At 44.1% G+C, this 25,252-nt stretch carries 29 protein-coding genes; 27 read left to right on the top strand and 2 right to left on the bottom strand.

Annotation, left to right across the window (positions count from 1 at the left end; genetic code table 11):
* The first annotated feature begins 81 nt into the window (after positions 1-81).
* The gene (locus AA84_RS0105710; RefSeq protein ID WP_028976420.1) at positions 82-969 is read left to right on the top strand and encodes a patatin-like phospholipase family protein; all 888 of its coding nucleotides are present in this window, start codon (positions 82-84) and stop codon (positions 967-969) included.
* A gap of 136 nt (positions 970-1,105) precedes the next feature.
* Here AA84_RS0105710 and AA84_RS0105705 read toward each other — a convergent pair whose 3' ends face one another.
* Positions 1,106-1,516 (bottom strand): hypothetical protein, encoded by a 411-nt coding sequence (locus AA84_RS0105705; protein WP_028976419.1) that lies wholly within the window; start codon positions 1,514-1,516, stop codon positions 1,106-1,108.
* 21 nt (positions 1,517-1,537) lie between these two features.
* Entirely contained in the window at positions 1,538-2,482 is a 945-nt protein-coding gene (locus AA84_RS0105700) for a DUF1385 domain-containing protein (protein ID WP_028976418.1), read from the bottom strand.
* 222 nt (positions 2,483-2,704) lie between these two features.
* Between AA84_RS0105700 and AA84_RS0105695 the strand changes: the two genes are divergently transcribed.
* The 26 genes from AA84_RS0105695 to AA84_RS19615 all read left to right on the top strand — a co-directional run bounded on the left by AA84_RS0105695 (position 2,705) and on the right by AA84_RS19615 (position 25,141).
* Positions 2,705-3,211 (top strand): YqhR family membrane protein, encoded by a 507-nt coding sequence (locus AA84_RS0105695; RefSeq protein ID WP_028976417.1) that lies wholly within the window; start codon positions 2,705-2,707, stop codon positions 3,209-3,211.
* A gap of 226 nt (positions 3,212-3,437) precedes the next feature.
* Positions 3,438-3,995, top strand: a complete 558-nt coding sequence (efp, locus tag AA84_RS0105690) for an elongation factor P (RefSeq protein ID WP_028976416.1) — start codon at positions 3,438-3,440, stop codon at positions 3,993-3,995.
* 440 nt (positions 3,996-4,435) lie between these two features.
* Positions 4,436-5,389, top strand: a complete 954-nt coding sequence (gene spoIIIAA / locus AA84_RS0105685; RefSeq protein WP_028976415.1) for a stage III sporulation protein AA — start codon at positions 4,436-4,438, stop codon at positions 5,387-5,389.
* Positions 5,386-5,901 (top strand): stage III sporulation protein SpoIIIAB, encoded by a 516-nt coding sequence (gene spoIIIAB, locus AA84_RS0105680; RefSeq protein WP_028976414.1) that lies wholly within the window; start codon positions 5,386-5,388, stop codon positions 5,899-5,901. The genes spoIIIAA and spoIIIAB overlap by 4 nt, the downstream gene beginning before the upstream one ends.
* 49 nt (positions 5,902-5,950) lie before the next feature.
* Positions 5,951-6,154: a stage III sporulation protein AC gene (gene spoIIIAC, locus AA84_RS0105675; protein ID WP_010023437.1), complete on the top strand. Its 204-nt coding sequence runs from the start codon at positions 5,951-5,953 to the stop codon at positions 6,152-6,154.
* A gap of 15 nt (positions 6,155-6,169) precedes the next feature.
* A complete protein-coding gene (spoIIIAD, locus tag AA84_RS0105670) occupies positions 6,170-6,571 on the top strand; it encodes a stage III sporulation protein AD (RefSeq protein WP_028976413.1) in 402 nt (133 codons plus the stop codon).
* 1 nt (position 6,572) lies between these two features.
* Positions 6,573-7,769, top strand: a complete 1,197-nt coding sequence (gene spoIIIAE / locus AA84_RS0105665; protein WP_028976412.1) for a stage III sporulation protein AE — start codon at positions 6,573-6,575, stop codon at positions 7,767-7,769.
* Between the two features lie 11 nt (positions 7,770-7,780).
* Positions 7,781-8,413, top strand: coding sequence for a stage III sporulation protein AF (gene spoIIIAF, locus AA84_RS0105660; RefSeq protein ID WP_028976411.1), 633 nt, complete (start codon positions 7,781-7,783; stop codon positions 8,411-8,413).
* Between the two features lie 4 nt (positions 8,414-8,417).
* Entirely contained in the window at positions 8,418-9,074 is a 657-nt protein-coding gene (gene spoIIIAG / locus AA84_RS0105655) for a stage III sporulation protein AG (protein WP_028976410.1), read from the top strand.
* A 14-nt stretch (positions 9,075-9,088) separates the two neighbouring features.
* Complete coding sequence (locus AA84_RS0105650) at positions 9,089-9,625, top strand: SpoIIIAH-like family protein (RefSeq protein ID WP_028976409.1); 537 nt, start codon at positions 9,089-9,091, stop codon at positions 9,623-9,625.
* Positions 9,626-10,001: 376 nt separating this feature from the next.
* On the top strand, positions 10,002-10,496 hold the full coding sequence (accB, locus tag AA84_RS0105645; protein ID WP_028976408.1) for an acetyl-CoA carboxylase biotin carboxyl carrier protein: 495 nt from the start codon (positions 10,002-10,004) through the stop codon (positions 10,494-10,496).
* A 14-nt stretch (positions 10,497-10,510) separates the two neighbouring features.
* Entirely contained in the window at positions 10,511-11,863 is a 1,353-nt protein-coding gene (gene accC / locus AA84_RS0105640) for an acetyl-CoA carboxylase biotin carboxylase subunit (protein WP_028976407.1), read from the top strand.
* Between the two features lie 19 nt (positions 11,864-11,882).
* Positions 11,883-12,290, top strand: a complete 408-nt coding sequence (locus tag AA84_RS0105635) for an Asp23/Gls24 family envelope stress response protein (protein WP_028976406.1) — start codon at positions 11,883-11,885, stop codon at positions 12,288-12,290.
* A 136-nt stretch (positions 12,291-12,426) separates the two neighbouring features.
* Complete coding sequence (gene nusB, locus AA84_RS0105630; RefSeq protein ID WP_028976405.1) at positions 12,427-12,828, top strand: transcription antitermination factor NusB; 402 nt, start codon at positions 12,427-12,429, stop codon at positions 12,826-12,828.
* 18 nt (positions 12,829-12,846) lie between these two features.
* Positions 12,847-13,707 carry a bifunctional methylenetetrahydrofolate dehydrogenase/methenyltetrahydrofolate cyclohydrolase FolD gene (gene folD, locus AA84_RS0105625; protein WP_028976404.1) on the top strand — a complete coding sequence of 287 codons (861 nt, stop codon included), beginning with the start codon at positions 12,847-12,849 and terminating at the stop codon, positions 13,705-13,707.
* A 6-nt stretch (positions 13,708-13,713) separates the two neighbouring features.
* Positions 13,714-15,069, top strand: a complete 1,356-nt coding sequence (gene xseA / locus AA84_RS0105620; protein WP_028976403.1) for an exodeoxyribonuclease VII large subunit — start codon at positions 13,714-13,716, stop codon at positions 15,067-15,069.
* A complete protein-coding gene (gene xseB / locus AA84_RS0105615) occupies positions 15,062-15,316 on the top strand; it encodes an exodeoxyribonuclease VII small subunit (RefSeq protein WP_028976402.1) in 255 nt (84 codons plus the stop codon). The genes xseA and xseB overlap by 8 nt, the downstream gene beginning before the upstream one ends.
* A complete protein-coding gene (locus tag AA84_RS0105610; protein ID WP_028976401.1) occupies positions 15,316-16,200 on the top strand; it encodes a polyprenyl synthetase family protein in 885 nt (294 codons plus the stop codon). The genes xseB and AA84_RS0105610 overlap by 1 nt, the downstream gene beginning before the upstream one ends.
* A 356-nt stretch (positions 16,201-16,556) precedes the next feature.
* Positions 16,557-16,823: a hypothetical protein gene (locus tag AA84_RS0105605; protein WP_028976400.1), complete on the top strand. Its 267-nt coding sequence runs from the start codon at positions 16,557-16,559 to the stop codon at positions 16,821-16,823.
* A gap of 117 nt (positions 16,824-16,940) precedes the next feature.
* Positions 16,941-17,570 carry a hypothetical protein gene (locus AA84_RS0105600; protein ID WP_028976399.1) on the top strand — a complete coding sequence of 210 codons (630 nt, stop codon included), beginning with the start codon at positions 16,941-16,943 and terminating at the stop codon, positions 17,568-17,570.
* 6 nt (positions 17,571-17,576) lie between these two features.
* Positions 17,577-19,493, top strand: a complete 1,917-nt coding sequence (dxs, locus tag AA84_RS0105595; RefSeq protein ID WP_028976398.1) for a 1-deoxy-D-xylulose-5-phosphate synthase — start codon at positions 17,577-17,579, stop codon at positions 19,491-19,493.
* Positions 19,490-20,329, top strand: coding sequence for a TlyA family RNA methyltransferase (locus tag AA84_RS0105590; RefSeq protein ID WP_028976397.1), 840 nt, complete (start codon positions 19,490-19,492; stop codon positions 20,327-20,329). Before dxs ends, AA84_RS0105590 begins: the two co-directional genes overlap by 4 nt.
* A 90-nt stretch (positions 20,330-20,419) precedes the next feature.
* Entirely contained in the window at positions 20,420-22,120 is a 1,701-nt protein-coding gene (gene recN / locus AA84_RS0105585; protein WP_028976396.1) for a DNA repair protein RecN, read from the top strand.
* 132 nt (positions 22,121-22,252) lie between these two features.
* On the top strand, positions 22,253-23,536 hold the full coding sequence (gene spoIVB, locus AA84_RS0105580; protein ID WP_028976395.1) for a SpoIVB peptidase: 1,284 nt from the start codon (positions 22,253-22,255) through the stop codon (positions 23,534-23,536).
* Between the two features lie 210 nt (positions 23,537-23,746).
* Complete coding sequence (gene spo0A / locus AA84_RS0105575) at positions 23,747-24,535, top strand: sporulation transcription factor Spo0A (RefSeq protein WP_172969042.1); 789 nt, start codon at positions 23,747-23,749, stop codon at positions 24,533-24,535.
* A gap of 414 nt (positions 24,536-24,949) precedes the next feature.
* Positions 24,950-25,141, top strand: coding sequence for a DUF6241 domain-containing protein (locus tag AA84_RS19615; RefSeq protein ID WP_223362587.1), 192 nt, complete (start codon positions 24,950-24,952; stop codon positions 25,139-25,141).
* Positions 25,142-25,252 lie beyond the last annotated feature (111 nt).

Genomic DNA, 25,252 nt, shown 5'->3' with positions numbered 1-25,252 from the left:
TTTTGATGAGATCGAGAGATGAAAATCTTCCGGTCTCATTTTGCATGTGCGGTCATCTAATGGTAGTAGGGGGGATCGCGGGTGTACATTGATATTGTTTTTTCGGGCGGCGGAGTTAAAGGTTTTGCGTTTGCAGGCGCTTTGCGCGTGCTTGAAAACGCGGGTTATCAGTTTAAGCGGACAGCAGGTACGAGCGCCGGTTCGATTGTTGCAGCTCTTGTTGCAGCAGGTTATTCAGCTGAGGAATTAAAACAAATCATGGGCAGTATGGATACTGACAAACTGATTGAACCAACGGCACATATTCGCTTCCCAATTATTAAATGGATACGTATTTACTTCAAGATGGGCTTATTTCCAGGTAACCATCTTGAAAAGTGGATGAATACACTGCTTCGTGAGAAAGGAATTGAGACGTTTGCAGATCTCCCTAAAGACCGCCTGAAAATCATTGTCTCAGACGTGACCAAGGGACGGCTGCTTGTCATTCCTGATGATTTAAAAGATTATGGACTGGATTCGCTCCATTTTTCAGTAGCACGTGCAGTGCGAATGAGTTGCAGCTTGCCTTTCTTTTTTGAGCCGGTTCCGCTCTATGATGCGGATGGGGTGAAATCGCTGATCGTTGATGGAGGCATTCTAAGTAATTTTCCGCTTTGGATCTTCAATCGAGACGAAGCACTTCCTGTGCGTCCGTTTGTCGGTCTGCAGATTGTCGATAAGGAATCGGAGAATCTAGAGAAGAAGAAAATCAGAAATGCGGTTGAACTCTTTCGCGGATTATTTAATGCGATGCGAGAAGCTCACGATGAACGCGCAATCGATAAATTTAAAGAATCCAACATTATTGGTCTGCCTGTTGATAAAGTAACAACAAAGGACTTCCAAATATCTGCAAAAGAACGGGAACGCTTGTTTCAAATTGGTGCAGGCAGCGCCGAACAGTTTCTCAAAAAGTGGTCCTATTAGATTCATTCGGACGCTGAGTTTGTCGTAGAAGTCGATATGGATCCGTGCATCATCACGTTTTCTTAAGCACATAATAAGAGCGCCTCAAGGTCTTAAGACTTATGAGACGCTCTCTTCTTTGGTTATGTTTTAAGGTTTAAAATAAAAGTCGTTTTCTTTTCTTATTTTTTCGACCTTCGATGACCGTTAAGTGACTTTGTTTTTTTGCTTGGTGTGCGTTTCGTGTGTAAGCAGAGTGAGCGTTGTTTTTAATCACCTTAAACTTGGGTGAGGTCGAGCGCAGCATATGCGTTTTGTGATGCAATGAAACGATTTGTCTTCTTTTTCGCGACTGACGCGCTGCTCTTTTATAACGCGTCTGATCTCCATGACCGGTCCATTCTGCCAAACGTCGGAAAAAGAACAAACCAATGATCATTATTAGTGCAATGATGAACAATTGAGTCAGAATGACTGTCTTTTGACTTGGCATAAACATAGAAAGCAGGCCGAATAGTCCGAGACCTCCAATAATTACGAAGCCTAATGAATAGAGAAACGTTTTCACGGACACTCACCTCCGTTAAAATTAGAGCACTTGTCGCACAAGTGACTGTTTTTGCTCAATGTCTTTTTCTTTGCGTCGCATTTCTTTAAAGGCATAGATGCCAATTTCAATTTGCTTATCGTCAGGCTCCTTTGTTGTGAGCAATTGAACCCAAAGTCCCGGGTAACCGAGCCACTTCAGCACAGGAATATGGCGAACCTTATTCGTTAATCGAAGAATTTCATAGGCAAGACCCAAATCCAAGGGAATCAGCGCGATTCGGGAAAGGAGTCTAAGTGTCAGCGGTTCTGCAGGGACAAAGAAATAAAGGATGATACTAATGATCGCAGTGAACAGGATATAGCTTGAACCGCAGCGATAATGAAGCCGTGAATGCTTTCTTACATTGGCCACCGTCAGATCTGCACCACTTTCAAAGGTATTAATTACTTTATGCTCCGCACCGTGATACTGAAACAGCCTTTTCATCATCGGCGTCAAAGAGACAAAATAAACATAGCCGACAAGAAGCAGAATCTTGAAAAAGCCTTCGAGCAGAACCTGAGCAACAGTTCCCGATATCAGCGGTTCAAATAAGCTTGCCGCAAAAGCCGGGACAAGTGTGAAAACAAACTTTGCAAACAAAAACGATAGGATACCAAGTGCAGTCAAGCCAATGATTGCCTCAAGATTAAAGCGCTTCTTTGGTTCTTCTTTCTTCATCACATTTGGATCTTCATCATACACCTCCGTTGCATAATTGAGGTGCTTTGTGCCAAGTGCACTGGATTCAATAATGGCTGCAATGCCGCGAATCACTGGGATTTTTCGAAACGGTGCAAGAGCACGCATTTCTTTCTTGGGTACTTCAAAATAGGTGACGGATTGATCATTCCGGCGCACAGCAGTTACTGTTGTGTGCTTACCGCCCATCATGACACCTTCAATGACCGCCTGACCACCGTATATAGGAAGAATTTTATCCATTACCTAATCAGCCCGCTTCTCATCAATGATTTGTTTTTCCTTGTTACTTATTCTTATTCTACCCGAATTCACTTAAAACCTCTAGATATGTACCCCTTTCTGTTCATAGTTTTCTAGATCAATATTCCTTTCCGACCGTATTCATTTGTTTAAAGAAATACATGATTATCCACAAAGAGGCGCATACTTCATGGTAACCATTCGTATTGTGAGGGGTAAATGATGGCTAAACGCAGAAGAAAGACGAATAAAAAAGCGAAGCATTTATTTGCCATGTCGATCGGGCGTACAGCGATAACCGGTTTATTTGGCGGACTGTTTTGGGGGTTAATCGGTCTCCTATGCTATTTGCTGAATTTTTCAAAGGTTGGTCCGTCCTTGATCTTCGCAGTGTTTCCTTACTGGACAGGGAAGGACTCCGTCTATGGACAGCTGATTGCGGTGGCGGTCATGTCACTACTCTCTCTGTTAATCGCAGAGCTTTATTTATTTGTTTTCAGCAGAATTAAATCAATGTGGTTCTCGGTTAGTTTTGGTCTTTTATTATGGTTTATTGTCTTTTTCTTGTTTCAGCCGTTTCTACACGGTCTACCTGAACCTGCTCGGCTTGGCTGGAATACGACATCGACAACACTTTGCCTTTTTGCGTTGTATGGATTGTTTGTTGGTTACTCGATTTCTTTTGATTTTGAGGAACAAACGGGGGGAAGCAACTATTCAAATCAATAATGCTGTGGTAAAATGTCAAGAGTGAATTTGTCTGCGCGTCTCGTTAGATTAGGCTGAAAAAAACCTTAATCAACACGTTTTTCTGCATTTATTTCCTTCGTTTATAGGAAATGATGCTTTTTTCATGAGTGTGGACATGAACGTTTTACAGACATAGTTTTTACTATTTTTTTAAAGACTGGCGCGGATGAGCCTGCGGCAGCGGTGTACTTAAAGGAGGAAGCTTATGATTTCTGTAAACGATTTTAAAACAGGTTTGACCATTGAAGTGGACGGCGATATTCTTTCTGTTATCGAGTTCCAGCATGTTAAACCTGGAAAAGGTGCGGCGTTTGTTCGTTCAAAGCTGAGAAATCTGCGTACGGGGGCCATTCAGGAAAAAACGTTCCGCGGCGGCGAAAAAGTAAATCCGGCACGGATCGACAACCGTAAAATGCAGTATCTCTATTCAAGCGGCGATACGTATACATTTATGGACTTGGAATCTTACGAACAGTTGGATCTCGATGCAAGCCAAATTTCTGAACAACTGAACTTCTTGAAAGAAAACATGGAATGTAACGTTCAATCGTATCAAGGTGAAACGCTTGGTGTTGCGTTGCCAAATACCGTTATTCTCGAAGTTACTGAAACGGAACCAGGAATTAAGGGAGACACGGCTTCGGGCGGTTCGAAGCCGGCAACGCTTGAGACCGGTTATGTCGTTCAAGTACCGTTCTTCGTTAATGAAGGAGACAAGCTTGTGATTGATACGCGCTCAGGTCTTTATGTATCCCGTGCGTAATCAACCCATTAAATAACGCATGCATGAACAGCATACTTGTGAACAGTCTCTTCTGAGGCTGTTTTTTGAGCTGTCCCAAAAGGGTGTTGAACGGATTGCTCGCATCAACTGATCGCGACCGCGGGCGATCCAGGAGCCTCCTCGGCTGATCCTGTAAATCCTGTGGGGTTTCCTTTGGCTTGCGATCAACGGGAACGCTCCGCAGGAGTCGCGCATCTTCGCGCTTATCCTGAAACGGACGTTTTTTAAAGAGTGTCCCGTAGTCAATTTGACTACGGGACACTCTCTTTTTTTGTCCTCACAGACGAACGATTCCGGCATGTGTGCTTTTCATCTGTTCGCATGCAGCCTCATGCGAATCAAGCATATTGTGTACAAGCGGGCATATATTTTGATAGAAAACAAAAAGCAGTGAAGCATTAAGATCCGAGGTGGCTCATTTGAAACAGATACTCCCCTATCTACCTGAACCGATGCAGCAAATTATTCTTCGGATGCCTGAAACCGATCGCAATGCGCTTGAAGAGATTCGCTGCCGCACAGATTGTCCGCTTGAATTGATTGTTTCTGGCAAACGGTGGGTGCCGCCAGAAGGTGTTGCGATGCCGATTTTCCAAAAAGAGCAGGCAAGGCACCTGTTGCAGCAATTAGCCAAGTATTCGCTCTATACCTTGGATGAGGAGCTTAGACGCGGCTATGTGACCATCCCCGGCGGTCATCGAATTGGACTTGCCGGCCATGTCATTACAGAAAATGGACATGTCCTTCGTTTAAGGGATGTTACCTTCTTTAATATTCGATTAGCCAAACAAAAGGTCGGAGCAGCACTGCCGCTCGTTCCTTATCTCTATCAGCGCAATCGCTGGTTCAGTACATTGCTAATCGGTGCGCCTCAAACCGGAAAAACAACGATGCTGCGCGATTTGGCACGGCTTGTCAGTGAAGGCATACCGAATCGTTATCTGCCGTCACGAAAGACGGCAATTGTTGATGAACGCTCTGAACTTGCAGGATGTGTCGATGGCATTCCACAGAATCGCTTGGGCATTCGCGCAGATGTGATGGATGCGTGCCCAAAAGCGGAAGGGATGATGATGATGATTCGTTCGATGAGTCCTGAAGTGCTGATTGTTGATGAAATCGGCGGAGCGGAAGACACGAAAGCATTATTAGAAGCGTTAAACGCCGGCGTTGCCGTCATGGCCAGTGCACATGGATTCACTTTTGATCAACTTCTCCACCGCCCATCAATTCGCCCATTGATTGAAGCACAGCTGTTTGAACGTTATGTCATTCTTTCTCGTCACAACAGTGCTCAAAAAAATGGTTGCCGATTGACGATTCTTGATCGAATGGGAAGAAAGATGTCTGCCACAGAGGAGCAGTGGCAGTGATTCATTTAATCGGGGCAATGCTGATTGTTTTTGCATCGACTGCAACAGGGCTGCTTCTTGCCAAGCGGTACCGGGATCGTCCAAGGGAAATCAGACAATGGCGTTCGGCTCTGCAATCAATCGAAGCAGAAATCGTTTACGGACGAATCCCCGTTGATCAAATGGCAGAAGATCTTGCCTTGCAAATGCCGCTGCCGCTATCAAATTTCTTTGATACGCTTCATGATCAGATGATCGGTGAACGTTTGCCGCTACAGACAGCATGGAGCCATTCGATCGAACAGTATTGGCCCGGAACGGCACTGAAACAGCCGGAGAAGGAGATTATGATCCAATTTGGGACAACACTTGGAACGGAGGATGCGGAAAATCAAAGGAAACACATTCAGCTTGCATTGGCGCATCTTGAACGTGAAGAACAGGAGGCACGTCAGTCGCAAAAAGCAAATGAAAAAATGATTCGCAGCTTGGGCTTTCTGGCGGGAATTCTTATTGTTCTACTGTTCTTATAAAAGGCATTTAAAGCAAGCAATCTGGCGCGGAGTGAGAGGAGGGAGTCCCATGTCACTCGATGTAAATACAATATTTCAAATTGCCGGAATTGGCATTATCGTAGCGATGATCCAAACGGTTTTGAAGCAGATGGGAAAAGATGATTGGGCGCAGTGGGTGACACTGATCGGGTTTATCGTCATTCTCTATATGGCGGCAACGCTGATCGATGATCTGTTTGAACGAATAAAACAAGTATTCCTTTACATGTAGTGAGGCGGCTGATCCATGGATATTCTTCAGATCGTTGGATTGGGACTTTCTGTCACATTTCTCACGCTTATTTTGAAGCAGAGAAACCCAGTGTTTGCTTTAGTTGTCTCGCTCATCGCTGGTGTGTTTATTCTCCTCATGATGATCGACCAAATTCGTTTGGTTATGGAGATGCTGAAAAATATGGCGCAAACCGCGCATCTAAATAATGTTTACGTTGCGACCATTCTTAAAATAATCGGCATCGCTTATATCTCGGAATTTGGTGCACAAATTGCAAAAGATGCGGGACAAAGCTCAATGGCTGGGAAAATTGAGTTAGCAGGAAAATTGATCATTTTGGTTATGGCTATTCCTATTTTGACCGCCATCGTTGAAACCGTGATGAACTTAATGCCACAAGTAGGAGGAGGTTGAGATGAGGCGAAGGTTATATTCCAAGCGATTTCAGCTTCTGGCATTCATGCTGTTCTTGCTCATACTCTTGTTTGGTGCGGACAAGCCTGCTTATGCAGAAGACAGCGGCGAGTTGCAGCAATGGTCTGATCAGCAGCTTGATCAGCTTGACACCGATAAAATTGATGCATATTGGCAGAAAGTTGTTACGGATTATAACGGATTTCTGCCCGAAACCGAAACCAACTTCAAAGATTTGCTGCATTCAGATAAAGAAAGTTTTTTTAAAAAAATGATCGACGGATCGGTTCGATTCTTTTTGAATGAACTCGTTGTCAGCAGCAAGCTGCTTGGTACTCTGATTCTGCTTACCGTCTTTTCAACGCTGCTTCAAACCATTCAGTCGGCATTTGAGCACAAGGCAGTTTCTAAGGTCGCTTATCTAGTTGTTACCTTAGTGCTTATGATTCTGATGTTGAACAGTTTTCGACTGGCGATTAATTATACGAACGAAACCGTTGGTACGATGAGCCATTTTCTCATTGCGCTGCTCCCTCTCGTTCTGGGGTTGACTGCGGCTACCGGAGGACTTGCCTCCGTTGCCTTTTTTCATCCGCTTGTTATCTTTCTTGTTAATGCATCGGGATGGCTGATTTCTTCCTTTGTTTTGCCGTTGCTGTTAATGTCTGCCTTGCTCGCCATTGTCAGTACTTTGTCCGATCACTATAAACTCACCAGACTCAGTGAGCTAATGAAAAATGTTGCCCTCTTTACTTTGGCTGGTTTTTTTGCCGTTTTTCTCGGAGTTATCTCAGTTCAAGGGGCGGCAACATCGATTTCCGATGGTTTGATGGTAAAATCCGCAAAATTTTTTACCGGAAACTTTATCCCGGTGGTCGGGAGGATGTTTACTGAGGCTGCTGATACGGTCATGGGCGCCTCGGTACTGTTAAAGAATACGATTGGAATTGTCGGTCTGCTTATTTTGATTTGTATCACCGTTTTTCCATTGCTCAAAATCGTATCGCTCGCGTTTATTTATAATTTAGCAGCCGCTGTACTGCAGCCGCTGGGAGGCGGTCCCGTCATCGATTGTCTGGTCATCATGGCAAAAAGCATTTTCTATTTGTTCGCAGCACTCGCCGTCGTCTCGCTTATGTTCTTTCTTGCCATCACGATCATTATTGCATCTGGAAATCTGTCGCTAATGGTGCGCTAGGAGGTGCATAGATGGGCTATCTTGTTCATTGGATTTCACAAATTGTTCTCATCGTTCTGTTCGCGGTCATACTTGAATTGCTCATGCCTTCCGGCGTTTTCCAAAAATATATTAAGTTTGTTATTGGTCTTGTACTCATTATTGCATTGATGGATCCGGTTATTCGTTTGTTTCATGTTGACCCGAACAGTCTGCTTCAAGGGATCAACACGCAGAAATACAACGAACCGGTAAAAAAAGAAACCGCGCGCCAAAAAAGTGAAATAGAAAAGGCACAAGCCGCATATATTCAAGAACAAGTGGTTGTCCATATGAAAAATCAGGTGAAGGAGGAGTTGAATGAACAATACGGATTACAAATTGCACATTTGGAACTCTCCGCTGCGCATGAGGACGGACAAGATCTGTCGGTGCGAAACGTTAAAGTTACGGTTGAAAAAGCGGAAGCAAGCCATCGTCGTCAAGAATCCGGAATTCGGAGCATTCAACCCGTTCAAAGTGTATCGGTCGACCTAGATAAGCAGTCGACAACTGAGAAGTCGGTACATGAATCCAATGAGATGAAAGATGTCCGAGCCTTCCTTGCGAAACGATGGGAACTCAATGAGCGCCTCATCTCAGTAAACATGGAAGGGGGAGAGTGAAGGTATGATGCGATGGATTGAAAAGCTGAGCCGGATGCTTGGGGGCAAGGATAAGGACGGAAAACCGGCAAAAAGTACAAAAAGCGCATTGGTTAAATTGGTTGCGCTAGCGCTGGTCGGTATGGCGCTTTTGGCTGCCAGTCATTTCTTTTCCGAAAAAGGGTCTGAGCCATCAACTGCTGAACCTGCCTTCAGCACCAAGGATTCGAAGAACCTCTCAGAGATTAAAGCAGGAACAAAGACGGGCACGATGACTTCGATTGAAAAGTATGAGTCTTATGTGAATCAGAATTTAAAAAATATATTGGAACAAATACGCGGCGTATCGGATGTCTCGGTTATGGTGACTTTTGCTTCTACAGAAAAGAAGATTTATCAAAACAACACAAAGGTACAGGATAATCAAACGAGTGAGACCGATCCAAAAGGCGGCAAACGCCAGGTTACTGAGCGCAACGAAGATAGTGAAGTAGTCATGATTGATCAGGATGGCAACAAAGTGCCCGTTGTGATCGGCAATGAGCAGCCAACAGTACGCGGCGTTATCGTTGTCGCCAGAGGTGCCGAGCAATCATCGACGAAAGTCGCAATCATGGATGCAGTTTCTACCGTTTTGGATCTACCGTCTTACAAAGTAACGGTTCTTGAGAAGAATGACTGAGGAGGAGAAAAAACATGATCAAAAAACAAACGGTTTGGTTACTCACAATGCTCAGCTTAATTGTTGTTCTCTCCGTGTACGCGCTCTCTGCTCCAGGAAACCATGGGCAAACGGCGCAATCCGGTGAGAAAGCGGCTCAGACAAGCGCAGGATCAAAAACGGCAAAGACAGCAAAAACAGTTGCAGCCAGTGCAACTGAAGAAAAGCTCGCCAATATTGAGTTGACTAAAGATGACGAACGCAAGAGCTTGGAAAACAAGTATGAGAGCGTTGTTGCTTCAAAAAATAGTACAGCCAAAGAGATTAGTGCTGCCTACGACGCAATGTCAGATCTTAAAACAACTGCGAATAATGAAACAATGCTTGAAGACGTCATCGAATCGAAAGGCTATGATAAAAGTGTTGTCAAAACAAGCGGCAACCAAGTTCAAGTTTATGTCAGCGCTGATAAATTGACGAATAAGCAAGCCAATGAAATTATTCAATTAACAAATGAATATTTGGGGACCGGCCGCGTTGTCAGTGTTACCTACGCGTTAAATCAAAAGTAATTTAATAAATCAATGCCGCTTAAAGATTTTTTAGATAAAATAAGGTAGAATAAAAGCTGTTGCGATTTTTTCGCAGCAGTTTTTTTGGTAAGGTAAGAAAGTATCAGACGTCGTCAATGTATTCAAACCGAAAAAACAATCACTTGGTTGCGCGTCCTGCGAAAGTTAGGAACGGGACTAGCCGAGTATTTTTAATCAAGTCGAAACATTTTTGTCCATTGATTCGTAATCCTATAGGGTTATCGTTTTCTGGACGAGTAGACAAACAAAATAAATGCCCAACGAACAACGCTTGAAGGAATTATGAGTATCAAACAAGTGAATGATGATATGTTATAATTGAGTTTAAAGCGGACGGGATAAAGGAGTGCTGGATTTGCTAACTATTGAAGACATTAAGACTTTAATTAAAGAACTGGATTCATCTTCATTAAGCGAACTGAAACTTGAGGCAGAAGATGGAAAAATCACCTTAAGAAAAGCGGATGCATTTGCTGGAAAAGTAAAAACAATCGTTGAGGCAGCACCTCAGACGACGGCTGTTCAGGCACCTTCTGCTCAGCTTGAGCCACAATCAAATACAAGTGCTGAACCTGCGGCTGCGGAAGCAAATACAGATGCTGACCCGTCCCTCCACAAAATTACGGCACCGATGGTTGGAACTTTTTATTCGTCCTCCTCACCTGACGCAGATGCGTTTGTTTCTAAAGGATCAAAAGTAGACAAGAAGTCGGTCGTTTGTATTGTTGAAGCAATGAAACTATTCAATGAAATAGAAGCCGATTGCAAAGGGACGATTGTTGACGTTCTTGTGGAAGATGGTCAGCTTGTTGAGTATGGTCAGCCATTATTCTTGGTTAAGGAAGATTAAGGAGTTTAGTTTAAATGATAAAAAAAGTATTAATAGCCAATCGAGGAGAAATTGCGGTTAGAATTATTCGCGCTTGTAAAGAATTGAACATAGCAACGGTAGCGGTTTATTCTCAAGCCGATAAGGATGCGCTTCATGTACAGCTTGCTGATGAAGCCTACTGTATTGGACCCAATGCCCCTAAGGACAGTTACCTCAGCTATACCAACATGATCAGTGTCGCTGCATTGACTGGCTGCGATGCGATTCATCCGGGGTATGGATTCCTTTCTGAGAATGCTGATTTTGCTGAGATGTGTGAAGAATGCAACATCAAATTCATCGGTCCGACATCAGAAGCCATTAGTAAAATGGGGATCAAAGACGTAGCAAAGCAAACAATGAAAGACGCTGACGTACCGGTTGTCCCAGGTTCCAATGGTATCATTGACAATGTTGAGGACGGAGTGAAGATTGCAAAAGATATCGGCTACCCGGTTCTTATTAAAGCGACCGCAGGCGGCGGAGGCAAGGGGATTCGCGTTGCCAAGAATGAAGAAGAACTGCGTCACGGGATTGCTATTACTCAGCAAGAGGCCGATACTTCTTTCGGAAATTCCGGGGTATACATCGAGAAGTATATCGAAAATTTCAGACATGTTGAGATTCAAGTACTGGCGGACGAGCACGGGCACGTCGTTCATCTTGGCGAGCGTGACTGTACGATTCAGAGGCGCCTTCAGAAGTTATTAGAAGAGTCTCCCTCACCGGCACTCAATGAAGCGAAACGCCGGGAAATGGGTGCAGCCGCGGTTCGTGCCGCACGTGCTGTCCGTTACCGCGGTGCTGGAACGATTGAATTCATTTATGAACCGGACGGATCGTTTTACTTCATGGAAATGAACACGCGCATCCAGGTGGAACACGGCGTTACTGAGGAAGTTACCGGTGTGGACTTGGTCAAGGAACAGCTTCGTATCGCTGCCGGTGAGCCGCTTTCGATCAGCCAAGAGGATATTCAGTTGACCGGACACGCGATAGAATGCCGGATCAATGCTGAAGACTCAGAGAAGAATTTCATGCCTTCCTGCGGACGTGTTGAGACTTATCTTGCCCCCGGAGGTCCTGGGGTTCGAATCGATTCAGCTGTCTATCAAGGCTATTTCATTCCTCCATACTATGACTCCATGGTATCAAAGGTCATTGCGTATGGGAAAACAAGAGAAGATGCTATTGCGACAATGAAACGCGCACTTGACGAATATGTTATTGAAGGGATCAAAACGACGATTCCCTTTCACACACGTCTGCTCAAGCATCCGGTTTTTCAAAGTGGACAATTTAATACGAAATTCTTGGAAAAATACCCGTTGAACGAGCAAAGCTAATCGTGGAGGTGTGATGCTCATGCCTGAAAATGAAAAACAAACCATTGAGGTTGAAGAACATCAGGAGGATTTAGGCAGAATTGAAATTTCACCGGAAGTGATTGAAGTGATCGCCAGCCTTGCCGCTATCGAAGTTGTCGGGGTCGGTGAAATGTATGGAGGATTTGCTGCCGGAATGGTAGAGAAACTAGGCGGTCACAACAATCGAAAAGGTGTTAAAGTTGATCTGACTGATGAAGGGATTACGATTGATGTTCAATTGATCATGAACTATGGTGTTTCGATTCCCGAAGTTGCCGAGAAAGTGCAGGATAATATTGTTCAAAAGCTTAAGCGGATGACTGCACTTGATGTTAGTGAAATCAATATTCATGTTGTCGGTGTGCGTTTCGAGCATAAAGAAAATGACAATGATGCAATCGATTAAGAAGCAAAGGGGCGGGAGGTTGTCCTCTTTGCTTCTTTCCGTGTAGTCCTCAGCAGTTATGATGTGAAACCGTTGACAGCTTATGAATGTTCAAGACAATGAATCATGTGAAATGTAAGATGAAAGGGAGTACGTAATGAATCGAAGAGAAGCACGTCAGCTGGCATTGCAAGCCTTATTTCAAATGACACTCAGCGATATTGACAGAAAGTCGGCCATCGATGCCGTAAAAGATGAAGGAGAACCTGTTGACCCTTTTGTTACTCGGCTGCTGGATCAAACCTTAGATCACGAAGAAGCCATCGATCAACTGATCAGCAAGCATTTAAAAAACTGGTCTCTTGATCGTGTTGGGAATATTGATAAAACCATTCTGCGTCTAGCTGTTTGTGAAATCATGTATTTTGATGACATTCCATTGACGGTCTCTGTCAATGAAGCGGTTGAACTTTGCAAAATTTATAGTGATGAACAGACAAGAAAATTTGTTAATGGCGTTCTTTCCGGCATTTCTAAAGAAATAGAAACAAATTGCTGATGAAAAGGATGATAGAGTATGAGTGCACAACTCATAAACGGCAAAGCAATTGCTGCAGAAAAAAGAAAAGCAATGATCGCTCAGGTTGAATTAATGAAACAAAAAGGAACGACACCTGGGCTGGCTGTCCTTCTTATTGGTAATCATCCTGCATCCGTCTCCTATGTGAAGGGGAAAGTAAGCGATTGTCAGGAAGTGGGCATTCATTCACAATTAATTCGTTTACCGGGAGACGTTGCTGAAGCTGAACTTCTGAATCAAATTACCAAGCTTAATGTTGATCGCAGGATTCACGCCATTCTTGTTCAATTGCCGTTGCCAAGTCATATTTCAGAACAAAAAGTGGTTCAAGCGATCCGTCCTGAAAAAGATGTTGATGGCTTTCACCCAGTTAATATTGGGCGAATCGTGACGGGACAGCCCGGGTTTGTTTCATGTACACCCGCGGGAATTTTAGAGATGCTGAGAACCATTCATTTACCGATTGCCGGCAAGCATGTCGTCATCGTTGGTCGAAGTAATATCGTCGGCAAGCCGGTTTCACTGCTTTTTCTAAATCGCGATGCGACCGTCACAGTCTGTCATTCTAAGTCAAAACCGTTATCATTGTATACGAAGCAAGCAGATATATTGATTGTTGCAGCAGGCAAAGCATCACTGATTCATGCTGATGATATTAAACCTGGGGCTGTTGTAATCGATGTTGGCATGAATCGAAATGCAAGAGGAAAATTGGTTGGTGATGTGGCATTTGATGAGGTGAAGGAAAAGGCGGGTTATCTTACGCCGGTGCCCGGCGGAGTCGGCCCGATGACGCGGGTCATGCTATTGGAAAATACATTGACCGCTGCAATGAGACAAATGGAAAAGGGACTCTGATTGCTCATGGAAAACGAACGCTATGTAAGTGTTACCAAATTGACGCGCTATATCAAACAGCTTCTTGAAACCAATGGACAGCTTCAAAATGTTTGGTTGCGAGGGGAAATTTCTAATTATAAACGGCATTCGCGTGGCCATTTGTATTTGACAATTAAAGATAAAAATGCACGGATTCGCGCCGTCATGTTTGCTGGAAATGCACGCCGATTGACCTTTGAACCTGAAGATGGAATGAAAGTGCTCGTCCAAGGATCGGTCGCTTTATATGAACCTTATGGTGAATACCAGATCTATATCCGAGAAATGGAGCAGGATGGGTTAGGCAGGCTTTATCTCGCTTATGAAGCACTGAAGAAGAAACTTCAGGCGCAGGGCATGTTTGATGAGACGCTCAAAAAGCCACTTCCAAAAGCAGCTCATGAAATTGCGATTATAACCTCACCCACAGGTGCAGCCATACGTGACTTGTTTACAACGATTAAGCGCAGATTTCCAGCGGCACGCTTGACCGTTTTTCCAGTGCTTGTTCAAGGAGCGGGAGCTGCATCCTCAATCGCTGCAGCAATTGATCAGGCCAATCGGTACAATCGCTTCGATGTTCTAATTGTTGGGCGCGGCGGCGGATCCATTGAAGATCTGTGGGCTTTCAATGAAGAAATGGTTGCTCATGCTATTTTTCAGTCGCGGATACCTGTTATTTCTGCTGTGGGACATGAAACCGACTTTACAATTGCCGACTTTGTTGCTGATAAAAGGGCGCCTACGCCAACGGCAGCTGGTGAATTTGCGGTTCCAAGTCGTATTGACCTTCAACGAAGACTCGCACAGACAGAATCTCAACTCGGACAAGCCGTTCGCGGCAAAATTCGCGAGGCGAAGAAGCAACTGGAGCATCTGCAACAATCCTATGCCTTTCGCTATCCTGCTCAGCTTGTGCTGCAGAAAGAACAAGAATGTGACCGGCTTATTGAACGGTTGCGCGGGGCGTTTCAAATGGGTATCCAACGGAAGCGTGACCGGCTGGGCATGGTGGAACGTCTGCTCAGTCAAAGCAAGCCCAACCAGCTTGTTGCGCGTGCCAAAGAGCGGCTCAATGATCGGGAACGTCAATTAACCCGTTCTTTTTCTGCTCAATTCAACCAGAAGCAGGCACTTTTTGAGCGAAGGATTGATCAGTTGAACCATTTGAGTCCGCTTAAAATTATGGGACGCGGCTACGGGCTCGCGTTTGATAAAGACGATCATCTGATTAAATCGGTGCGTACAGTTGATCCGGGTGATATGATTAATTTGAGGCTGCACGATGGAACAATTGACTGCCAAGTATGGGGTATTGAGGAGGCGAAGACGAATGAGTGAATCTTTTGAACAAGATCAATCGAAAGCGCCGGCTTTTGAGGATGCGATGGATCAGCTTGATCAGATTGTCAAACAATTGGAAGAAAACGATGTTCCTTTAGAGAAAGCGATTGGGCTGTTTCAAGAAGGTATGGCTTTATCTAAGATTTGTCATGATAAGCTGGAGTCTGTCGAAAAGAAAATGGATCAACTGCTAACTCCGGATGGGGAAACGCGCCCTTTTTCTGTCCAGGGAGATGACGAATAATGAGCGAAGCGCTGAATGCTTATTTAGCTGAGAAGAAGGAATGGTTTGACGATCAGCTCCCGAAGCTGTTTAAGCACCTATCCATCACCCAAAAGTTAAAGAATGCAATGCTTTATTCGATAAAAGCAGGCGGAAAACGTATTCGACCGATCTTGCTTTTTGCGACGCTTCATTCCTTTGGCAGGGATGAAAAAATTGGGTTAAAGACTGCACTGGGACTTGAAATGATACATACGTACTCACTCATCCATGATGACCTTCCCGCAATGGATAATGATACATTGAGACGCGGACAACCGACAAACCATGTGGTATATGGCGATGGTACTGCTATACTCGCCGGTGACGGATTACTGACCGCGGCTTTTCAAATGATCGCTGATGATCAAAGCCTAGATGCAGCAGTTAGAGTAGCACTAATTGGTAGGTTGGCAAAATCAGCAGGTCCCGAGGGTATGGTAGGCGGTCAGGAAGATGATCTTGAAGCTGAGGGGAAAGTGCTACATTTAGAAGAACTGATGTCAATTCACAAAAGAAAGACCGGAGCCTTGATCCGATTTCCTGTCGAGGCAGCAGCCGTCATTGCAGAGGCAACCGAGGTGCAAACAGAAGCACTCATTCGCTATTCGGAGCATTTGGGACTGGCGTTTCAGATTGGAGACGATATTCTCGACGTGATTGGCAACGAGCAAGCATTAGGGAAAACGATTGGCAGCGATCTTGCCAACAATAAAAACACGTATGTAAGTTTGCTGCGTGTTGACGGTGCAAAAGAAAAACTTGCACAGGAAGTTGAGCAAGCACTTGCCAATTTAAAGGAATTAGGTTTTGAAGACGGCCTGCTTGGTGATCTTGCACGCTACCTGGAAAAACGAACGCATTAAAATCGTTAAATGGATTTGAGCGTTTGCATCTTTTGTGATAAACTTAATTGCATTGTCAATGAAGGTGCAGTATTCTAGTCACTCTACTTTGCTTGAAGACGGGGCTAAAAATCCGTCAAAGGGCACATCGATGAAGTTCCTGGTGTCGGCTTAAGGCGCCCAGCTTTGGGCTGGTGCTGGGAGTAAAGGGCGTAGGGCGATCCGCAACGGCATGTGGGCGAAGACCCTGCGCCCGTGGAGACACGTACGTTGTTTGCTTTGTGCAATAACTATGTGGAAAACCTGTTTCGTCAGTACTTGAACAATTAAGGAAAAGCGAACAGCGTAGCCTGCCTTGAGTGGGAAAGAGGGGATGGATGGCGAATAACTTTGACCTGCTTGGCCAGTGGGAAAAGGGACGTCTTCCTGAAATCAATTCTGCAAAAGAGGCTAGAGCAAAGCTTCAAGAGTGCTTGAGGAAATCTCCTAGACTGTCTGCATCACCGCAGCGTTCGAAAAGGATTATGGTGCGGTCTAAGTGGCGTTCCAGTTCGATGTATGGCGACAACATCGGTCAAATTTTAATAGGAAACTACCTGCTTGGCGACAACAGGCAATTTGACGGGAAAACCTACTGGACCTAAGCCGCAATGTTTACTTTTCGAACGACCTCATATACATAATTTTCTTTAATGAGTATCTTATAATTTATTTAAGGATGTGAGAATTTCGGTCAAGATAAAAAGATGATCGAAATACGCATGAAAAACGATTTAAAAAAAGCTTTAAGATGGGCATTGCCATTAGCTGTTATCACATTTGTGCTAGCGGCTATTTTTTCAATTGCATCGACAGCCGTGCTCAGCAATGCAAATGTATTCAGCGGTACGATCGTTGTCATGGTCATCATCCTGATCGCCCTTTTCTTCGATATTATTGGTGTTGCTGCCACAGCTTCAAGTGAAGCGCCTTTTCATGCCATCGCTTCTAAGGGAATGAAGGGTGCGAAATTTTCGGTCTGGCTTACCAAAAATGCGGACCGAGTGAACACATTTTGTACCGATGTAATCGGTGACGCAGCAGCAATTATCAGTGGTACGGCAGCTTCAGTCGTTGTAGTAGAATTGATGGCGCTCCTCGTTTACAATAAGAGTGGTGTTGCCGAGTATATCATTTCTGTGATTGTGACGAGTTGTGTTGCAGCATTTACTGTTTTTGTCAAAGCGTTGGGAAAAGGCTTCGCCATTAAAAATGCAACGAAAATTATTTATCGAGTGGGCTACGTCATGTACTTCACAGAAGATCATCTTCATATTCCCATCTTAAAGCTTCTTGATAAGAAGAAAAAAAAGAAGGGGAAGAAGAAAAAAACGGCAAAGAGGGACGTGTGATAAATCATGGATGTATCGACAATAAAGAATCCTAAGTTTCTTAAGAAACTGTCCGTTGATCAAATGACTGAGCTTGCCGATGATATCCGCTCATTTTTAATTCAGAAGCTTTCCAAAACCGGCGGACACCTGGCACCCAATTTGGGTGTTGTTGAATTGACGCTTGCACTGCATAAAATTTTTAATAGCCCGGCGGATAAACTGATCTGGGATGTCGGTCACCAGTCCTATGTGCATAAAATTCTGACCGGACGCGGCGGTCAATTCGACACGCTGAGACAATACAAAGGGCTGTGCGGATTTCCAAAGAGAAGCGAGAGCAAGCACGATGTATGGGAAACCGGACACAGTTCGACGTCACTGTCAGCAGCGCTGGGAATGGCTGTAGCCCGCGATCTCAAGCATGAACACTTTGATGTGGTCGCAGTTATCGGCGATGGGGCGCTGACAGGCGGAATGGCACTTGAAGCATTGAACGATATCGGGCACCAAAACAGAAATATGATTATTGTTTTAAATGATAATGAGATGTCGATTGCGCCGAATGTTGGTGCTCTTCATAATATGCTGAATCGAATTCGTTCGGCAAATAAATATAATCGCGCAAAAGAAGATCTTGAATACTTGATGAAGAAGATTCCTGCATTTGGCGGAAAACTGGCTTCCGTTGCAGAACGATTAAAAGATCGATTAAAATATTTACTCGTCTCCGGTGTGTTTTTCGAAGAACTGGGAATCACTTATCTTGGTCCTGTCGATGGTCATAATCTAAACGCACTGATTGATAATTTAAACTACGCACAGAAGCGGAAGGGACCGGTTCTGATTCATGTGCTGACCCAAAAAGGGAAAGGGTATCGGCCCGCTGAAATGGATGAGATCGGTACATGGCATGGAACCGGCCCCTATAAAATAGAATCCGGTGCCTTTATTAAGCCCGCTGCTGTCGCACCGGCGTACAGCCAAGTGGTCAACGATGAATTGCAGGAACTTGCGCGTCATGATGAACGGATCGTCGTTGTTTCGCCGGCAATGGTTGTCGGTTCAAAGCTCGAAGGTTTTGCCAAGGAGTTCCCAGAGCGCTTGTTTGATGTCGGCATTGCAGAACAGCATGCCGCTACCTTTGCTGCAGGACTTGCAACCCAGAATATGAAACCCGTATTGTCGATCTACTCAACATTTATGCAGCGCGCTTATGATCAATTGGTCCATGATCTGTGCAGACAGAATCTTAATGTGGTTCTTGCAGTCGACCGTGCAGGTCTCGTTGGTGCCGATGGAGAAACACATCAAGGTGTTTTCGATATCGGATTCCTGCGGGCCCTGCCTAACCTTGTCGTGATGATGGGCAAAGATGAAAATGAATTAAGAAATATGGTCTATACAGCCATTCACTATAATAAAGGACCGATTGCCGTTCGCTATCCGCGCGGAAATGGTATTGGTGTCCCAATGAAAGGTAAAGCTGAAGCATTGACCATCGGTTCATGGGAAGTGCTTCGTGACGGAACGGATGCAACGGTGCTCGCCTTTGGACCAATGCTGCAGATTGCAGTTGCTGCCGCAAAGCAGCTTGAATCTGAAGGATTCCGCCTAAGCATTGTTAATGCACGCTTTATTAAACCGATGGATGGGCGAATGCTCGACCAAATTGCGAAACAGCAGACGCCGATTTTAACGGTTGAAGAGGGAATGCTTGCCGGCGGTTTTGGCTCAGGCGTGCTCGAATATTACCACGATCATGGTGTTCATGATTTGGTCATCGAACGCATGGGGATTGAAGATCGCTTCGTAGAACACGGCACCGTAAAGGAACTGTTAAACGAGCTTGGCTTAACGGCTGAGCAAATCGCTCGTCGGGTGAAAAAGATGATCCATGAGCAAGCGCATCGAAATCAGGTTAGAAAGGTTATTACATCATGAGAGATAAAGAAAGGGTCGACGTTCTCCTCGTGAGACAAGGATTATTTGACTCGCGTGAGAAAGCGCAGCGAGCGGTCATGGCGGGAATGGTTTATCATGATGAGCAGCGTGTCGATAAACCAGGGAGCAAGGTTGACCGTGCGCTTAAATTTACGATTAAAGGAAATCCACTGCCTTATGTCGGCAGAGGCGGCTTGAAGCTCGAGAAAGCATTAGATGTCTTTCATCTTAACTTAAATGGTTTGTTAATGCTTGATATCGGTGCGTCAACCGGCGGTTTTACCGACTGTGCATTGCAAAACGGAGCCGCAAAAGTTTATGCACTTGACGTGGGATTCAATCAGCTTGCTTGGAAGCTGCGCAGTGATCCGAGGGTCATTGTCATGGAGAAAACGAATTTTCGCTACTGCAGGCTTGATGATTTTCAAGCAGGGCCTCCTGATTTTGCGTCCATTGATGTTTCGTTCATATCTTTGAAAAAGATTCTGCCGACATTGATTGGCATTTTAAAGGACAAAGGCGAGGTTGTCTGTTTAATTAAGCCTCAATTTGAAGCCGGCCGCGATGAGGTCGGAAAGAAGGGAATCGTTCACGATCCGAAAACTCATTTGGCGGTGATCAATGATATTCTGGAATTTGCACTGGGCTGCGGGTATACGCTGTTAGATCTTGACTTTTCACCAATTACAGGCGGAGATGGAAATATAGAATTTCTTGCCCATTTACGCTCGGAAAAGGATCAGGCTCAGAATTTACTACAAGTCATGCCTGACGATGTTGTTCGCTTGGCACATACTAATTTTAAACAGAAGAAAATAAGGAATAAACCGAAATAAAGGTTTGTTCCTTATTTTTTTATTGACGAATTTAGGGAAACAGTGGAAAATAGAAGGGAACGAATGTTCGAATCGAAGAGGTGTTTCCATGTGCTAACAGAACTTCAAATTATAAATTTTGCAATTATAGACAAACTGAATGTGTCTTTTGAAGACGGACTGACTGTATTTACTGGTGAAACCGGTGCGGGAAAGTCAATCATTATTGATGCCATTGCCTTGCTTGGCGGGGCACGCGGCTCAGCTGATTATGTCCGGCATGGTGCAAAAAAGGCTGAGCTTGAGGCGTTATTTGATATCGAAAATAATGAGCGGGTCATTCAATTGCTTGATCAGTTAGGTTTAGATCACACCGATGACCAGTTAATCCTCAGGCGCGATATCGCACATACTGGGAAAAGTGTCTGTCGTGTCAACGGCAAGCTCGTGACTCAGTCCGTTCTGCAGCAGTTCGGTACGCTTCTGATCGACATTCATGGGCAGCACGAACATCAGCGCCTTCTCGATCCTTCGAAACATCTCGACTTTGTTGATCGATTTGGAGGGTCGACTATTGAAAAGCTGAAGCAGGCTTATACAGAAGAATATCAAAAAGCAACGAAGCTTGCCGCTCAATGCAGCCGCTATAATCAGGACGAAAAAGAAGTAGCACAGCGAGTCGATTTGCTTCACTACCAGATAAAGGATATTGAAGCCGGTCATCTGCAGAAAGATGAAGAGGAACAGCTGCTCGAGGAAAAAAGAAAGCTGTTGAATTATGAAAAAGTATTTCAAACGCTTAAATCCAGCTATGGCGCACTTGATGGTGAACATGCGGCCTTGGATCTGCTTCGTCAAACCGCTTCCGGCCTTGACTCGATTCGCGATCTCGACCCTGAGCTGAATCATTTTTCTGAGTCTGTCTCGAATTGTTTCTATCTGCTTGAAGAGCAAGCCTCATCGATCCGCAATTATTTGGAGCAGATGGAATATAATCCGGAACGGCTGAATGAAATTGAAGCACGCTTAAATGAAATTCAGCTTTTGAAAAGGAAATACGGAAATAATGTGGACGAAATTTTAACTTATTATGTGCAAATAAAAAAAGAACTCGATGACTTGAATTCACGCGACCAAAATTTCGATGCCCTGCATGAAGCATTGAAAGCTGAAATTGGCGTATTGAGAGACTGTGCCGTTCAATTATCCAGAGCGCGAAAACAAACAAGCGGGAAACTGGCGCGTGCCATTAATCATGAGTTTAAAGATCTGTGTATGGAGCATGCTTTGATTGATCTTCACGTGAAGATGAATGGTAATCTTGAGTCATTTTCCGGATTCAGTTCAGAAGGCATTGATCATGTTTCCTTTTATATAACCACCAATCCTGGTGAACCATTCAAACCGCTGGCAAAGGTTGCCTCAGGTGGCGAGCTTTCACGAGTTATGCTTGCAATGAAGACGGTGTTCAGAAAAGTGATTGGTCCGGTAACCATTGTCTTTGATGAGGTGGACACTGGGGTCAGCGGCCAAGCAGCACAAGCCATGGCGGAGAAAATCAGTTCGCTTTCTCAAAACGCGCAAGTATTTTGTATTACCCATCTCCCTCAAGTTGCAGCCATGGCCGACCAGCATATCTCTATTGAAAAATACGTGACTAAAGATGAACGTACCCATACGCATGTCAAAACGTTGGATGACGCTGAAAAAGTACAAGAAATTAGCAGAATGATTTCGGGTCCGTTGATGACTGATCTTGCTCGGGAACACGCAAAAGAACTTATTCAATTGGCGGAAAAAATCAAACAGTAATCACTATTGGTATCGTCACCCTATACTGGAATTAATCCCTGAATCGCTTCACTCATAATTCTCCTCTGCTCAGGCAATTTTAATAAATGCACTGCACGACAAGGTGCGGTTTTGGAGCGAGGAGAGTGAGTTATGAACAAAAAAAATAAGCTGGGAGTCGTGTTTGGTTGGGTTTTACTCGGTTTCCTAATGATCGGATTCGTTACCGGAATAAAGGCAAACCTGTTTGTTTCGCAACTGAGTAAGCATACAGAGATGATACATGCAGAGCGTTTTCAATTACGGGCAGAATTAACAAGTGGTTCGCCAATCGCTATGTTAACCAAGAAGAAAAAGCTCGAAGCGGTCCATAAATGGAAAGAAGCGGAACAAAATGACACAGTCGCTGGTTCTGTTTCACTGCCTGTACTATTGCCTAAAAAAGATCTTCGGCTGATTCCGGGCGGCCAGTCCATTGGCGTTCAGCTTAATACAAAAGGCGTACTGGTTGTCGGCTATCATCTGGTTACGACTTCAAAAGGGGAATCATCGCCAGGTGAGTCCGCCGGCATTCGAGTCGGTGATGTGATTACAAAAATTAATGGACGGCAAATGGGTTCAATTAATGATGTGCGCAAATTTATGACCCATATGAATCAAGAAAAGCCACTTCACGTAACATTGATTCGTCAAAGATCAACGATGGAGAAAAAATTAACGCCGATCCTGGATGTAGCAAATCAGCGTTGCCAACTGGGATTGTTTATTCGAGACTCTGCTTCTGGAATTGGAACGATGACTTTCTACGACCCAATTTCCGGTTCCTACGGAGCGCTGGGACATGTCATTGCCGATCGTGACACCGGCCAGCCTATCATGGTTAAAAACGGACGCATTGTACGATCAATTGTGCAGGCAATTGATCGCGGTCAGGAGGGGAAACCTGGAGAAAAAATAGCCTTTTTTCCAGAAAATGCCCTAAGTATTGGCTCGGTAGCAAAAAATACCCCCTTCGGCATTTATGGAAAGATGCAAAAAAATTATTTGACTCGTTCGGATATGCTTCAAAAAGCCCTGCCAATTGCTACAGCAAGCCAAGTGCAGGAAGGCCCGGCACAAATCTTAACGGTTCTCAATGGCAATAAAGTCGAGGCATTTGATATTCGCATCCTGAATTCAATACCGCAAAAACATGCTGCAACAAAAGGTTTGGTTCTTAAAATTACAGATCCAAAGCTGCTGAAAGCAACCGGAGGAATCGTACAAGGAATGAGCGGAAGTCCGATCATCCAAAACGGCAGGCTGGTTGGAGCGGTCACTCATGTATTTGTTAATGATCCGACCAGCGGATATGGCGTGCATATAGAATGGATGATCAATGAAGCAGGATTACAGGACACGCAGCACTCGTCCTTGCAAAAACAAATAGCAAGCTGATCACAAGTGCAAAATAATTCGACAAGTTCGTGCTGATCCTTGTCGAATAAACGATAATCGAAACGGATTACCTGTTAAAAAGAAGGATTAGGAAGAAAAAAATGGATTGAAGTGAATAAGAATAAAAAGGATACCTTACCCTCTTGTCGAAATCATTAATGTAGAATCATCGACAAGGGGGATTTTGTGTTGCAAACAATAAAGGTCTGCATGACCGACGATAACCAAGAACTGATTATGCTAATTAACGAGTATTTGAAGTCTCAAGATGATATCGAAGTAATCGGTACAGCGAGCAATGGTCAAGATTGCTTAGAAATGCTGAAAAACATGACGCCCGATGTACTTTTATTGGATATTATTATGCCACATCTTGACGGGCTAGGGGTGTTGGAACAAATTCATTCGAACCCAGAACTACCCAAACCCGGAATTATTATGCTGACTGCTTTCGGGCAAGAGGATGTGACGAAAAAAGCTGTAGAACTTGGCGCTTCTTATTTTATTCTAAAGCCTTTTGATATGCCTAACTTAGCGAATCATATTCGTCAGGTCGCCGGGAAAAAAGCGGCAAATCCTGTGTTTACCTCACATACACTGAAGAAGCAGACAACATTGGAAAAAAATCACGACTTAAACGCAAGTATCACTGATATTATTCATGAGATTGGCGTGCCTGCACACATCAAAGGGTATATGTATCTGCGGGAAGCCATCTCGATGGTCTATCATGATATTGAATTGCTCGGTTCGATTACCAAGGTCCTGTATCCGGATATCGCCAAAAAATACAAAACGACGCCCAGCCGCGTCGAACGTGCGATCCGCCATGCGATCGAAGTTGCTTGGAGCAGAGGAAACGTTGAATCCATCTCGCAGCTGTTCGGCTACACAGTATCCATGTCAAAAGCAAAACCAACAAATTCAGAGTTCATCGCCATGGTCGCCGACAAGCTCCGAATCGAGAATCGCGCCGAAGAATCAATGCGGATTTTGTGATATAAAGGGATTTTTAGGGATTGTAAAATAGTGGATGTTGGACGAATAAGCCAGCAAACATGGATTTAAAACCAATAAACTCTTTCAAAAGTGCCGATGAATTTTTTAGTTCATTGGGACTTTTTATTTTGGGCTGAGAGGTCGAATCATGAAAGTAACAAAATTTGAATTCTATTAGAAAATTTTCTTATTTATTGTCAATCGGGATAGATTTGCTGGATCATATCCTTGTTGGTAAGGATGGAGAAACAATATTTTTAAAAAGTAAAAAGTCTGATTTAACAAGATTAATTAAGAAGATTTTCTTAATCAATAGTTAGACGGAAATTGGAAATGATTTCTTTTTGCAAAAAATTCCATTTGATATACAATGTATAAGAAAAGGGGAATGTATTAAGTGGATAAACTGAAAGCATCTTTACTAATCGCAGCAATAAGACCGAGATAACTAAAAAGAGAATTGACTGGTTGCCGTCTGCGGTTTCTATCGACAAAATGATGCTGAAACATAAGAACGTTTACAAAACAATTCTAACGAAGTGGAAGAATAACAACTTAACAAATTTAGATGACGATGCTCCTACAATCAAACACTTACAAAGCTAAAAGATCAGTGTTTAATACATATATTATCCTGAATTATTCACCGCTTGCCGTTTTTTCGGGATTTTGCTCACCAGGATGCAGCCAACCTGATTTCACTTGATTTTTTGAATG

The sequence above is a fragment of the Sporolactobacillus terrae DSM 11697 genome (assembly GCF_000648615.1).
GTDB lineage: Bacteria > Bacillota > Bacilli > Bacillales > Sporolactobacillaceae > Sporolactobacillus > Sporolactobacillus terrae.
Note: the sequence above shows the minus strand (reverse complement) of the source record. Positions and strands in the feature narration are given on the sequence as shown.